The 13,789-nt window shown below is 49.4% G+C and carries 11 protein-coding genes and 1 pseudogene; 4 read left to right on the forward strand and 8 right to left on the reverse strand.

The window, feature by feature from the left end:
• Positions 1–77 precede the first annotated feature (77 nt).
• Together ACIP6T_RS23815 and ACIP6T_RS23820 are read right to left on the reverse strand one after the other, a co-directional pair.
• The gene (locus ACIP6T_RS23815; RefSeq protein ID WP_400459576.1) at positions 78–2,435 is read right to left on the reverse strand and encodes a phosphoketolase; all 2,358 of its coding nucleotides are present in this window, start codon (positions 2,433–2,435) and stop codon (positions 78–80) included.
• Between the two features lie 201 nt (positions 2,436–2,636).
• Entirely contained in the window at positions 2,637–4,421 is a 1,785-nt protein-coding gene (locus tag ACIP6T_RS23820) for a thiamine pyrophosphate-requiring protein (RefSeq protein ID WP_400459579.1), read from the reverse strand.
• Between the two features lie 555 nt (positions 4,422–4,976).
• On the opposite strand from ACIP6T_RS23820, the gene ACIP6T_RS23825 reads away from it, so the two are divergent.
• Together ACIP6T_RS23825 and ACIP6T_RS23830 are read left to right on the forward strand one after the other, a co-directional pair.
• The gene (locus ACIP6T_RS23825) at positions 4,977–5,465 is read left to right on the forward strand and encodes a CinA family protein (protein WP_097098358.1); all 489 of its coding nucleotides are present in this window, start codon (positions 4,977–4,979) and stop codon (positions 5,463–5,465) included.
• A 578-nt stretch (positions 5,466–6,043) separates the two neighbouring features.
• Positions 6,044–6,274: a hypothetical protein gene (locus tag ACIP6T_RS23830; protein ID WP_097098359.1), complete on the forward strand. Its 231-nt coding sequence runs from the start codon at positions 6,044–6,046 to the stop codon at positions 6,272–6,274.
• 546 nt (positions 6,275–6,820) lie between these two features.
• Here ACIP6T_RS23830 and ACIP6T_RS23835 read toward each other — a convergent pair.
• From ACIP6T_RS23835 to ACIP6T_RS23860, 6 genes and pseudogenes are all read right to left on the reverse strand, one after another.
• Positions 6,821–7,739 (reverse strand): annotated as a pseudogene (locus ACIP6T_RS23835) (manganese catalase family protein).
• Between the two features lie 71 nt (positions 7,740–7,810).
• Positions 7,811–8,317, reverse strand: coding sequence for a ferritin-like domain-containing protein (locus ACIP6T_RS23840; RefSeq protein ID WP_400459584.1), 507 nt, complete (start codon positions 8,315–8,317; stop codon positions 7,811–7,813).
• 166 nt (positions 8,318–8,483) lie between these two features.
• Positions 8,484–8,957 carry a ferritin-like domain-containing protein gene (locus ACIP6T_RS23845; RefSeq protein WP_097098360.1) on the reverse strand — a complete coding sequence of 158 codons (474 nt, stop codon included), beginning with the start codon at positions 8,955–8,957 and terminating at the stop codon, positions 8,484–8,486.
• 271 nt (positions 8,958–9,228) lie between these two features.
• Positions 9,229–9,393 carry a general stress protein gene (locus ACIP6T_RS23850; protein ID WP_097098361.1) on the reverse strand — a complete coding sequence of 55 codons (165 nt, stop codon included), beginning with the start codon at positions 9,391–9,393 and terminating at the stop codon, positions 9,229–9,231.
• A 341-nt stretch (positions 9,394–9,734) separates the two neighbouring features.
• On the reverse strand, positions 9,735–10,928 hold the full coding sequence (locus tag ACIP6T_RS23855; RefSeq protein WP_400459588.1) for a zinc-dependent alcohol dehydrogenase: 1,194 nt from the start codon (positions 10,926–10,928) through the stop codon (positions 9,735–9,737).
• 165 nt (positions 10,929–11,093) lie between these two features.
• Positions 11,094–12,002 carry an SDR family oxidoreductase gene (locus ACIP6T_RS23860; RefSeq protein ID WP_400459591.1) on the reverse strand — a complete coding sequence of 303 codons (909 nt, stop codon included), beginning with the start codon at positions 12,000–12,002 and terminating at the stop codon, positions 11,094–11,096.
• Between the two features lie 768 nt (positions 12,003–12,770).
• Between ACIP6T_RS23860 and ACIP6T_RS23865 the strand changes: the two genes are divergently transcribed.
• Entirely contained in the window at positions 12,771–13,274 is a 504-nt protein-coding gene (locus ACIP6T_RS23865; protein WP_141400282.1) for a hypothetical protein, read from the forward strand.
• Between the two features lie 12 nt (positions 13,275–13,286).
• Entirely contained in the window at positions 13,287–13,736 is a 450-nt protein-coding gene (locus ACIP6T_RS23870; protein WP_400459594.1) for a DUF421 domain-containing protein, read from the forward strand.
• Positions 13,737–13,789 lie beyond the last annotated feature (53 nt).

Below are 13,789 nucleotides of genomic sequence, written 5' to 3' on the forward strand. Positions count from 1 at the left end.
ATTAAACGTATTTAAGGCATAATCACTGACTGTGAAATTTACCCTACTCGTATGCGGAGACGTCTCTTCCAATTAATCTATTCAGTCCCCTTCCATATCCAATTTTTTACTTCAGGTAGATCGTCCCCATTCTCCCGGACGTATCGATGATGTTCAGCAATACGTTCCTGAAGATCGTCAAGTAGTTCTGGATGGCGGTCAGCCAGCCCCGGCACATGAATTATCGCTGCCTGTGCCAGATGATAGCGATCCAGTTCGTTCAGCACGGTCATATCGAAAGGTGTGGTTGTAGCCCCTTCTTCATTAAAACCATGCACATGGAAGTTTCGATGATTGTTACGCTGATAAGTGAGTCGGTGAATTAAGCTGGGATAACCGTGGAAAGCAAAGATCACCGGCTTGTCGCAGGTAAATAAGGCATCAAATTCAGCCTCGGATTTACCATGTGGATGTTGTTCTTGTGTCTGCATTGCAAGCAGATCAACGACATTCACAACGCGAATGCGTAAGTCGGGCAGATAGGCGCGTAATAAATCGACTGCTGCCAGCGTTTCCATTGTTGGTACATCGCCAGCACACGCCATAATGACATCGGGTTCACCCGCACTACTGGCCCATTCCCATACTCCCATGCCGGCTTCACAATGAACAATCGCGCTATCCATGTCCAGCCACTGAGGTGAAGGCTGCTTACCGGCAACAATCACATTGATGCGGTCCCAGGTACGCAGACAATGATCACCTACCCACAGAAGCGTGTTGGCATCCGGCGGAAGATAGATTCGTACTATGTCGGCTTTTTTATTGGCGACGTGATCGATGAAGCCCGGATCCTGATGGCTGTAACCGTTATGATCCTGTCGCCAGACGTGGGAAGAGAGCAGGTAATTAAGCGATGAAACAGGCTTCCGCCAGCCCAGTTTACGCGTCACCTTGAGCCATTTCGCGTGCTGGTTAAACATTGAATCAACAATATGGATAAAGGCTTCGTAGCAGTTAAACAGCCCGTGGCGGCCAGTAAGCAGGTAACCTTCTAGCCACCCCTGACACTGATGTTCACTAAGAATTTCCATCACCCGGCCATCACGGCCTAGTTGTTCATCATAATCTTTGAGAGGTTCCATCCATGTACGGTCAGTGACATCGAAGACCGGTGAGAGACGGTTAGAAGCCGTTTCATCCGGGCCAAACAGGCGAAAGTTATCCTGGTTGCGTCTGAAAATCTCGCTAAGATAACGGCCAAACAGTTCAGTCGCCTGACCACTGGTGCTGCCGGGTTGACCAATCTCAAGCGCAAAATCATAGATGTCGGGAGTCCTGAGCTCGCGTCGCAGACGCCCCCCATTTGCATAAGGAGATGATCCCATACGTTTGTTACCCACGGGTACTAGCGCCCGCAGCTCGGGTTTAAGCCTGCCACTTATGTCGAACAATTCATCTGGCTGATAACTGCGCATCCAGTTTTCAAGTATCAGACGATGCGATTCGTCCTCCCTGCACGCAGCAACGGGCACCTGATGCGCGCGCCAGAAGTCCTCGACTTTATTTCCATCAACTTCCTTCGGCCCGGTCCATCCTTTAGGGCTGCGAAGGACAATCATGGGCCATCGTGGAACGGCCACAGGTTCACTCCCGTTGCGCGTTTCATCCTGAAATTCAGCAATGCTCGTGAAAGCCACATCCAGCGCCTTTGCCATTTGCCTGTGCATATCGGCAGGTTCATGGCCGCAGACAAATAGTGGTTCATAGCCATAGCCGCTGAAGAGTTGCTTCAGGTCTTCATCACTGCTGCGTCCCAGGATGGTAGGGTTTGCGATTTTATAACCGTTAAGATGCAGAATGGGTAATACTGCCCCATCACGCCTGGCATTGAGGAATTTGATACCGTGCCAGCTAGCCGCCAACGGGCCGGTTTCTGCTTCTCCGTCGCCTATAACACAGGGCACGATAAGGTCCGGGTGATCAAAGGCCGCTCCGAAGGCGTGTGACAGCGAGTATCCCAGCTCTCCCCCCTCATTAATGGAGCCTGGAGTCTCTGGCGCTGCATGACTGGGTATACCGCCGGGGAAAGAAAACTGTTTGAAAAGACGCTGCATTCCGGCTTCGTCTTCACTAATGTGGGGGTAAACTTCACTGTAGCTTCCCTCAAGCCATGTGTTTGCTACCATCCCGGGCCCACCGTGGCCCGGGCCACAAACATACAGCAAATCCAGATCGCGCTGACGGATAATTCGGTTCAGATGGGCATAAATGAAGTTCAGGCCAGGAGTGGTACCCCAATGTCCCAGCAATCTGGGTTTAATGTGCTCAGGCAGAAGGGGGTTGCGCAACAGCGGGTTGCTCATCAGATAAATCTGCCCCACCGAAAGATAATTCGCAGCACGCCAGTATTTATCCAGCAGTTCCAGCTCATTGGTCAATGATTCCTGAGTCATTATCTTTCCCTTCAAATGTGTCATTCTTAAACCCTAATAGAGGATCGGAGATGACGCGAATGCGGGTGTGACTGATTCATAATTATTGAGCCCCTGGAGCGTGAGGATAGGTTGATGGAGACAAGCGAACATGAATGACCGAGGAAATGAGTATCTGCATTAGCATGTTCAGAGGCCTGGCTTCTGAACATGCTACCTATCTTAATTACTCTTCTTTGAAAAGAGCTGACTGGCCGTATCTTTTATCACCTGTGATGTCCCGCGGTCACCTTTTGACATGGATGACATGAAGGCTTTCGCCTGCTTAAAAGTAATGTGGGGCGGAAGCGGTGCTATTTCCGGATCAGTTTTAACTTCGAGGACAACCGGACGATCTGCGCTTAACGCACGCTGCCATGCACTGGCAATTTGCTCAGGGTCATCAACGTAAATGCCTGTCAGCCCCAGAGAGGCTGCAAATTCTGCGTATTTTACATCCGGTAGCTCTTGTGTGGCATCAAAACGGGGATTACCCTCCATTACGCGCTGCTCCCACGTCACCTGATTCAGATCCTGATTATTGAACACGCATACAATCAGGCGCCCATCAGACCACTGCTTCCAGTATTTCTGTATAGTGATCAGCTCCGCCATATTATTCATCTGCATAGCACCATCCCCCACCAGAGCAACCACCGGCCGTTCTGGATGCGCGAACTTCGCCGCTATGGCATAAGGAACTGCGGCTCCCATACAGGCGAGCCCGCCGGAAAGCGTGGCACGTTGCCCTTGCTTAACGCGATAGTCGCGAGCGAACCAGTTAGCGCAGGAGCCCGAGTCCGACGTCACGATTGCATTGTCAGGTAGCTGCGGTGACATTTCCCACACTACCCGTTGAGGGTTCACAGGGTTTGCCGGCGCAAGGGCACGTTCCTCCATCTGCTTCCACCACGCCTGAATCTGTACAGCGATATCCTCCTGCCAGCTACGGTCTTCTTTATGCGTGAGCAAAGGCAATAATGCACGAAGGGTTTCTGTTGCATCACCATGGAGATTGACCTCACAGGGATAGCGCAGTCCGAGCATGGCGGGATCGATATCAATCTGGACGGCCCGCGCCTGGCCTTCTTCTGGCAGAAACTCCGTCCAGGGGAATCCGCTACCGATCATGAGCAACGTGTCGCAGTTTTGCATAAGTTCCCATGAGGGTTTTGTGCCCAGCAGACCAATTGAGCCCGTAACAAAAGGCGCATCGTCCGGCAGTACATCTTTTCCGAGCAGGGCTTTAGCCACGCCTGCACCCAGGATATTTGCCGCCTGTACCACTTCTACCGCAGCATTCCGCGCGCCTGAACCTATAAGGATCGCGACCTTTTTACCTGCGTTCAGTATCTCTGCTGCGCGCGCCAGATCGGCCTCATAGGGGAGCACCTTAGGTCGCTGATAACCACTGCCTGAGTGCGTGAAACCATGAAGGTGTTGTGGCGGCTGCCATTCTTCATCCTGGATATCTTTCGGGATGATGAGGACAGCCACACCGTTCTGCGCTTTAGCAATACGCACCCCACGGTCAATCAGATGGCGCACCTGAGCGGGAGACGCCGCTTCCTGAACGAAGTTAGCCACATCTGAAAAAATCCGGTCCAGATTCATTTCCTGCTGATAACTCGCCCCTCGGGCGGTTGATTCTGCCTGACCAGCAATCGCTAATACGGGGGCATGATCCATTTTTGCATCATACAGTCCCGTCAGCAGATGGGTTGCCCCGGGCCCTCCCGTGGACAAACAAACGCCAATCTCTCCGGTAAATTTTGCATGGCCTGCAGCCATAAAAGCAGCCATTTCTTCATGGCGAACCTGAATAAACTCAATACCCTCCCCTTTTTTATCCGTGCGTTGAATAGCGCCAAGCACGCCATTGATGCCGTCGCCCGGATAGCCGTAAATGCGCGTCACGCCCCACTCTTTCAGGCGCTGAACAAAAAAGTCACTGGTTTTCATTTTCATCATTACCTTCCCGTTAAAGGATGCTGCGAACTAAAAGGATAGCCAATAGGTTCGAGTCAGGCGGCGCTGGCTACATTCGGCTTCAGGCATTAAACGAAGCAAACCCGCAACCGGAGACTGCCTTTAACTTTCCGGGGAAGTGAGAGAATGCTTTACCTGCCTGCTACATCAGCGGGTTACAATTCAGAAGGTAAAGCAGGGTATTTCGCGAAAAGTACCCGCCTCCGCTTAGGCGTGTAGGAATGTACGAATGATGTAATTCTGTATCCACTTTTTGCCTGAAGCGGATCTTAAGTAATATTCCGCCGGAATCTGCTTCAACAAGGTTAATGATGGACCAATGCAGTACAGTGAGTTACAGGCTGAAATGGAGCAGTGGCCTTTTGCTATTGTCCGCAGATGCGCTTATTGAAACGCATAATTTTTAGGCTTCACATGAGCAATATTGGGAATAGGTGATACACCTCACGGGCGGTATGACAAGACTGGATTAATCTTAACCTTCGCGATTTTTTAGATACAATTTTAAGTATATTTATTTTCAGGACTCAGGCTATGTATAACAAACTGAAGATTGCCGCCGAAAAATTAGGTGCAATGCTGAAGACGAAAAGGCTGACAATCACTACAGCAGAATCCTGTACGTCTGGATGGATAGGCTCATCACTGGCAGCTGCGAAAGAAAGCACCACCTTTTATAATTGTGGATTCATCACTTATACCGACCATGCAAAATACAGGGTTCTGGGCGTCGCGGAAGAAACACTACGGCTTCATTCAGCTGTAAGCGAAGCTTCAGTTAAAGAGATGGCCTGTGGAGCTAAGCGCCTTTCTGGTGACGATATTGGAATTGCCGTTAGCGGTTATGCAGGGCCGGCAGGTGGAACAGATGGTACGCCTGCAGGAACAGTCTGGTTTGCTTGGTGTCTGGAGGACGGCAGCATTCGTACATCCCGGCAAATGTTCTCCGGAGACAATGAACAAGTAGTTTTAAAGGCGAGTTTATTCAGTATCAATGAAATGCAGCGTTTTCTGAAAGAATAAAATGAGATAAGACAACATTGCTCCTGAACAGGAGCTGAATAATATTACAAAATAAAAGGGTGTAACGTATATTCAGTGCGGGAAATGGCTCTTCCAATCTGTGTGCTCTATGATTCAATGAGTGAACACGCTATTAGCCGCAGTAATAAACTTCCTTTACCCTGTGGGGCGGTTTTTTTCTAAAAAAAAGTCCCGCCTAAGCGGGAGCCACAGAGATGACAATACATGGAAACACTGAGTAGCTGACTATTTTTTATATACTAGCAATACTTTTCGTGTCTGCAGTAAACCCTGAAGAATATACGGGAAGTTAATTTAAATTGGGACGATTCTTAATCTTCATTAAGCGCAGCGCATTTTATCAGCTAAGGTTCAGTTTGAGATAAGCGACCTACTCTTGTTGCCAGCCACGTTGGGCATCAGCATCGTTACGCATTCCATGCCATGACAGTGACTCTATACGTTGCCGTCTGAACCAGAAGTGTCAAAGACCTCATTGCATATAAGTACCTACTATTTTCCCGCCTTTATTCAGATTGTTTATGATTTGATGTAAATTAATTTTAAAGCGAATTGATATGATCAACTATATGAAGACTTCCTCCAGAGACCGTAATAATCTTATCGAGCTAGCCATTGGTACGGCTGTAAATGAACTTATAGCCTCAGGCCTGCCGGTTAGTCGTGAAAACATTCTTTATGAACTTGAGAAGATGAAAGCCAACTCTGCCGATTTTTACACCAGGTCGATTACGCTTGAAGCGGCTCAACGTCTCCGCAACCAGTCAAAACAGAATTGTCATGAGTAAATACTCACTGGCATATCAGCTATAGATGACGTAATCATATTAATGGGCAAGCTCATTAACGAAACATTTTAAGACTATCCATGGCAGCTGCATCGATACTTTTAAGTCGCTGGTTCGCCAGGAACCCTGAATTTTACACCTTTCTCTGATGGAGCAGTCCTCAGAAAAAAGCCTCCGCAATGGGAGGCTCAGAGTGCGTTACATCGGGAGACTTCACTCACTCAGGTGAGCGAGGCACGCAGGCAAATTTTCCGATCCTTTATATTATGTTCACGGCTTAGCCAGCGTTCCGTCCGGGATTATATCCCCTAAGGACGTTACAAAGCGGGGCAACGTGACGGGCAAAGTCTCTTTGTACTTCCCTGCACAGGGTGTTAACTAAGGCCCTTCCATCTTCATTGATGAGAACGCGTTCCACGTCTTCTTACAGCTCCTGTATATCACTCCGTGAATGAACTGACAGGAGCTTTTCAGGACTTCCAAACAATGACCTGATGAAATTCAGCATGCACTATCCTCCGTAAGGAACGCCCGGGTAGCACGACCCTATTTTTTTGACGGTTTTTTTACAGGACGCTGAGATACGGTTTCGTTTTCAATCGGCGGGACGGCACCAATATCAGTTCCCGTTACCGGGTTTACCTCCGGATCGGAAGCCATTCGTGCCGTAAGCGCATCAACAGCCGCCTGCTGTTTCGCTGGCAGTTGTACGCTGGCCGTTCCGTCGCCATCGTCAACGGCGGGTGACGGATCGGCTATATACCTGAAGTTTTCATCAGAGTTCCAGCTTCCCCTGACCTCTCCGCCAGCGGACATGTTGTAATAAACACCCGCGTATTTTTAAATCGGCGGAAGTTTCCCTGGCGGGAAGTTATTCTGATGGGAGTAAAGCGCCTTTTCGAAGGATATCTGATGTGCGACTTCCCGGGTCATCAGAAATTGCAGCGCGTCCTTCACCCCGGGATCGTCGGTCATATTGATGAGGCGTTCATACAGAATTTTGGCGCGCGCCTCTGCTGCCATGTTGGAACGTAGGTCGGCAGTGACTTTACCAATGCTATCGACATAGGCGGCGGTCCAGGGAACGCTGGCAGAATTCATTAAGGCAGGATCTCCACCATAAAGCAGTGCGGTAAGATGACTGTCGTTACCGTTGCCGGTAATGGTTCGGTACAAATCGCCCTCCTTTTCGGTACCTTCTGCAAGGTCACCTTTAGCGCCCTTGTTAAGCATACCAACCAGCGAACTGATGATCATCCAGATGACTCAGTTCTTCCGTGGCAATATCCATCAGCATGTCCTTGCGCCCAGGATCTTCATCGCTCAACCCCTGAGTAAAGCAGCGGCATGCCGCGGCCAGTTCACCCTGGGGGCCACCAAACTGCTCAAATAATAAATTAGCGAGCCCCGGGTGAGGCCCCGCAACGCGTACCGTGTATTGCAGTTGTTTTACATGTCTGAACATTGCTCACTCCTGTTAACCGGTATATTACGGACGAAAAAATGCCCGCCTTGAGCGGGCAGAAGAACACAGGATTATTTTTTTGCTTCCACACCGGGCGTGGCAGAGCGGATCATAAACTGCTCCGTCACGTCAGGAAGATGCTGCAGGCACCATTCGGCCATGGCGATCTCCTGCTCGCGGATTTGAGTAAAGATGCGTACGCCCTCAGCATCACCAACAAGTTTTGCGGCGGCAATAAGCGACGTATAGCTACCAATTTCAAGGTTCTCGAAAACGTAACCGCTGATGGCGCCTTTCACCACTTCATCATCAGCCATCATGCCGCCCATCGCCTGTCCCATCGCCGACAGCTTGCCCATCGCATCCTTGAGGGTGGAGCTTGATGTGTCGTAACGTTCAATTACTGACTGGACAAGTGCTTGCTGTTCACGCGTTTCTTCAATATGCTGATCGATACGTGCCTTAAGGTCCGGATAATGCTCAAGTCGGCCGGACATTTTTTCCAGCATGCTTTCCGCCTGCTTTTCCATCGCATGGGCATCTTTCACCCAGGCCAGATAGTTCTCTTCATTCGTCATGGTGTACCTCTCAGGTTAGCAATGTCCCCCCCATCCAGACTGCCACCGGGTTAAGGGCCTGGGACCTGATTATTTAACGAAGCCCTTCTTATACGCGTTTCGAGCTTTCATATTCATTGCTACTAATGGGAAAGCGCGAAATGCAGAAATGCCTGGCTCTCACGAACTATTGCTTTTCCGCAATGATGGTCAGCTTTTCATCAGTCGCCTTTTCTTCCTTAAGTGTTTCTGCCAGCAGGCGCGCCGCTTCCTCATATCCAAGCTTGGTGGCCAGTGCATGTAGCGTCCCGTAGGTAGCAATTTCATAGTGCTCGACCTTTTGTGCGGCGCCTATCAACCCGGCATCCCGTACGGGTCCTGCCTCAACCGAATCAATTATTTCCTGTGCTTCTTCAGCCAGGCCCTCAAGGGCATGACACTTCATGCGTTTTATCTTCACGCCTTCAGTACTCTCAACCAACTGATCGATTCGCTCAATCTGTCCGCGGGTTTCTTCAAGGTGCTGCTCAAATGCTGCAATCAGCTTTTCATCCATGGCAGCTCTAGCCATTTTCGGCAGGGCGCGGGTGATTTGCTTTTCAGCACTGTAGATATCTGACAGATCGTGAATAAATAAATCTTCCAGCGTCTTAATCGTCATAATGTTCTCCGGAGATGTAGGGGCATCATGTCTGAATATTATTTAGCATCATCATAAACATTAGATGACTATTTAAAATTAGGAGGAGCATGAAGGCGGAATTAATTGATTAGGAATAATCTTAAGGGGAAAGTGAATGCAATCATTGTAGATTAAAAAATGAAGAAAAATAAGTTTCAGGAAATATTTAAACCTGCCTCACCATTCGGTGAGGCAGGCTTTGAGGTTCAGCAACTCAGGGTCGCTGACCGGCATTCCCTTGCGTTACCGCCTAGCTGCGGTGGCTGTTCTGCCCACCTTTTTTACCGGCTTCAGAAGCCTTCTCGCGGTCGTTCTGGAAGTTACCGCCACTGTGCTGCCCGCCTTTTTTACCGGCTTCAGAAGCTTTTTCACGGTCTTCGGCAAAGTTGCCGGAATTGCCACGATGCTGAGTCATAATAATATCCTCTTCGTGTTAGAATTTAACACCGTCTCGAATACACTATCTATTTCAGATAGCAGTCCGGTGCGCGTTCCGCAGGATAAATATTAGCAACCAATACAGGAGATGCAAATATTTTTTCGAAAAATAAGTTGTGGTCAATCATCAGATTTCTCACGCTTCGTTAATTTAAGATTAATGATTTAAAATGGTTTCATTTATATCATCAATAACATTCTGATTCGCGGAGATTAATTAAGTTGGCTCCTGACATAGACATCTCAAACTTAACCTGGGGCAGAATAAGAGAGTCAGTCCCCCGCTAAACCTGCAGCGGGGAGACGTTCCTTTTTAATTCATAGCGTTGCGCTGGTGGCAGGCATCCCCGGCACGAGTATCACTTTCCGGCATTCTTCCTGCCTCTTCTCAAATATCTCATACCCACGGGCGGCATCCTCAAGTGGAAGGTGGTGAGTAACGATCTCCTCAGGCTTAAGATGCCCCTGTTCAATCAGGGCAAGAAGATCCGGCAGGTAAGCATGCACGTGCGTTTGCCCCATTTTGAAGGTTAATCCCTTATCGAAGGCATCGCCAAACATAAAGCCATGAATGAATCCTGCATAGACGCCCGGCACGCTTACCGTTCCGCCCCGGCGCACAGCGGCAATACACTGACGCAGCGCTTTGCCACTGCTCCCTTCCATTTTCAGGTTGGTGAGGATGGTTTCAGTCATGCTTCCCTTCGCTTCAAAGCCCACCGCATCGATAACAGCATCCACGCCCCGGTTACCGCGGGTATTTTCGATTATCCACGCCGCAGGATCGTCCACTTTGTCAAAGTTGACGGGAATAACGCCGTAACGATCCCGGGCAAAAGCCAGCCGGTAATCGTTGTGATCAATCATAAATATCTGTTCAGCGCCTTCGAGGCGTGCGCAGGCTGCGCTTAAAAGCCCCACAGGGCCCGCGCCAAAGATGGCAACGCTTGAACCTTTCTTCACCTCTGCATTTTTAACCGCTTGCCAGGCCGTTGGCAGGATATCCGAGAGGAAGAGAACTTTTTCATCTGACAGCGTGTCCGGCACCTTAAAAGGACCTGTATTCGCTTTGGGCACGCGCACATATTCCGCCTGACCTCCAGGGATCCCGCCATAGAGATCGCTGTAGCCAAACAGCGCTGCCGGCGGGGTAATATTCTTGCGATTGAGGGCCGCGCCTTTTGCGCTGTTGGTGTTCTCGCAGGCTGCATACTGGCTGAGGTGGCAGAAAAAACAGTCGCCGCAAGCGATCACAAACGGTATAACCACGCGGTCCCCCTTGCTGACAGCCGTCACTGCCGTCCCGGCTTCGACAACCTCCCCCATAAATTCGTGGCCGAAAATATCGCCATGATGGGTTCCCGGAATTTTACCCCGATAGAGATGAAGATCGGAGCCGCAGATTGCGGTAGCGGTTACGCGAAGAATAATATCATCTGAAGCCTGTAACTCTGGATCAGGCATGGTGTCTACGCTGACTTTATGGGGGCCATGGTAAGTAAGGGCTTTCATATTTTTGCAATCCTTCCTGAGGTATCTCTGCTGGCCCCGGACTGTGAGCGGAGGGCATACCGCTGAAGCCTGAGGCATGGCTGCCTGGATACACGCCGTTATCGATGGAATGCTCAGGCAGCCTAATAGAGCCGCCCGAGAACCCGTGGGTAAAATTTAAAACCATTACAACGTTCCGGTCCCACCGTCGCTACACCAGACCTGACCGGAGGTATAGCTGCTTTCGGGGGAGGCCAGCGTCACGTAAAGAGGGGCAATTTCGGCGGGCTGACTCGGGCAGCCCAGCGGGGAAGAGGCGCCAAATTTTTCTATTTTTTCCTGTGGCTGTCCGCCACAGCACTGCAGGACAGTCCAGTATGGACCCGCCGCGACGGCATTGACCCTTATCCCTTTCTGGCCAAGCTGTTTAGCAAGTGATTTGGTGAAGGCGACGATAGCTGCCTTGGTCTGGGAATAATCCAGGAGAATATCGCTGGGCTTGAAGGCCTGAACGGAAGAGGTGTTAATTATTAATGCGCCACGGGGGAGATATTCAAGCGACGCTTTGGTGATCCAGAACATGGCGTAGAGGTTCGTTTTGAACTTGGAGTCAAAATCCTCGGTACTGAGATCGGTTATCGACTCGCAAAACTGCTGACGCCCAGCGTTATTGACAAGTATATCAAGTCCACCCAGCGCGCCAGCAGTCTGACTGACCAGCAGCTGACAGAAAGACTCTTCGCGGATGTCGCCTGGGATCGCGACAACTTTACCGTGCTCTGCCCGGATCAGTTCAACCACTTCCTGAGCATCTTCTTCTTCCGCAGGAAGATAGTTGATGACAACGTCAGCACCTTCGCGTGAAAACGCGATGGCAACTGCGCGTCCGATCCCGGAGTCCCCGTCCGTAATGAGCGCCTTTCTGCCTGCAAGACGTCCGCTTCCCCTGTAGGATGCTTCACCGTGATCGGGACGCGGATTCTTTTTACCGGTCAGACCAGGAAAAGGCTGTTTCTGATGTGCGAAAGGCGGAACAGGATAAGCGTCAGCAGGAGAATGTGTATCTGAAGCGGGAATGCCGTTTGCCTTACTCATTGAAATACTCCTGTTCTCTGAATACAGATAATTAAAGCATAGGTATATATTCCGACTTATGACAAACGACAGGTATATATTGAGATTTGGTCACCAGCAGCGCGCTAGAATAAGCGAAGCCAGAAAGATAAAAAAATGAAGCCTAGCGGGTAAATAATACTGAAATAATATTATTAATGAACGACCAGATTATCTACGTTAAACATTGCAGTCACAGCCCTTCGCCCTTGCATCTTTCTGCAGTAATAAACCAGTCAATTTCAGCGGCAAGTGATTTAGGAAATAAGGACGTTTTCTGCACTCATCCAGCCTACGCATGAGTGCAGATGCTACTGAAGTTCTGAACATAGGTTTCCCTTAAGGTGCATATGCAGAGAAACCAGCAAAGCCCATGCGAAAGGGGCGAGCTCCGGCCCCGGGCTCTTCTGACGTGTCTGTCCGATCAAACTTTCGTGTCCTGTTTTTGCCATGATATACTTTCAGATTAATTTATAACTGCTTGTTTAACAACAAAACACAGAGACACACAGCTTTTATTCAGATCGTTTTTAAGGATGGTGAAGATATAGCCGATTATCACTTTCTGTAAACCGCTCTAGAATTTAAAAGGACGAAAGACGTAAAAAATATTCCGGTTCTTACGTCCATGAAAGCGATAGGAAAATTATCCCCTGAGTCATGCATGGAAGACGTTATCAGGCAGCTTATCCTGCCAAATTTTTAAGTGCCTTATATTTCTGCCAGAAGTTAACTGAAGGGATAGCCACGATGAATCAGAATAAAGAAGCCGATAGACCGGAGCGCGTTCATGAAGATCAACGGTGGATAAATTTTGAAGACAAGCTGAAAAGATGGGGAACGGGTTTCCTCATCATTTTCATTCTTTCAGGGATGGCCGGCGTTTTTTCTAAAGGCTATTTCAGCGAGGGTCGCGCCGGGGATGGCACCACACAGATTATCTATGAGCGCTTCGGCAGAGTGCTCAGCGGTATGGATATGAAGATAACGTATGTGTCGTCCGGCACAGAAATGTCCCGCATCTCACTCGGGGGGGATTTTATGGAAAATTATGAGGTGCTGACGCTACACCCTCAGCCCTTTCGTGCATTCAGTGATGGGAGAAAACTCATCTTGGAATATCATCTGTTGATTCCCGCACGGCAACAGACTATCTGGCTGGGTTTGCAACCCCGCAAAGCTGGCGCGGGACGAACTTTCGTCACTGTAGACGGAAATAAGCCCTTATCTTTCTTTCAGCTTGTCTACCCATGACAGGAGCCTGAAATGGAAACGGTACTTCGTGCGGCAGGGATCTACCTCGTTCTTTTAGTGGTATTCCGGATTGCGGGCCGGAGAGCGCTGCTCCAGATGACATCATTTGATCTCATTCTTCTCCTAATAATAAGTGAAGCGACACAGCAGGCCTTACTGGGGGATGATTTTTCAGTCACTGGCGCCGCGCTTACAATCATCACACTTATCGTTCTGGATATTATTTTTGGTTTCATCAAGAAAAGAACACGCTGGGCTGATTATATGCTGGATGGCTCCGCGGTGATCCTGGTCGAATATGGCATGCCGATGGAAGACAAAATGAAAAAAACCGGTATCACACTGGATGACATCATGGTGTCGGCGCGAACAAGCCAGGGGATTGATGACCTGTCCATGATAAAATTCGCCATCCTGGAAAAAAATGGTCATATTTCAGTCATTAGCAGAGACACTAAATAATATTATATCACCGCCGGCAGCGTAAAAATTTATCAAGATTGCCGCTACAGGGC

This window comes from Pantoea sp. NPDC088449 (genome assembly GCF_044753225.1).
Classification (GTDB): domain Bacteria; phylum Pseudomonadota; class Gammaproteobacteria; order Enterobacterales; family Enterobacteriaceae; genus Pantoea; species Pantoea floridensis.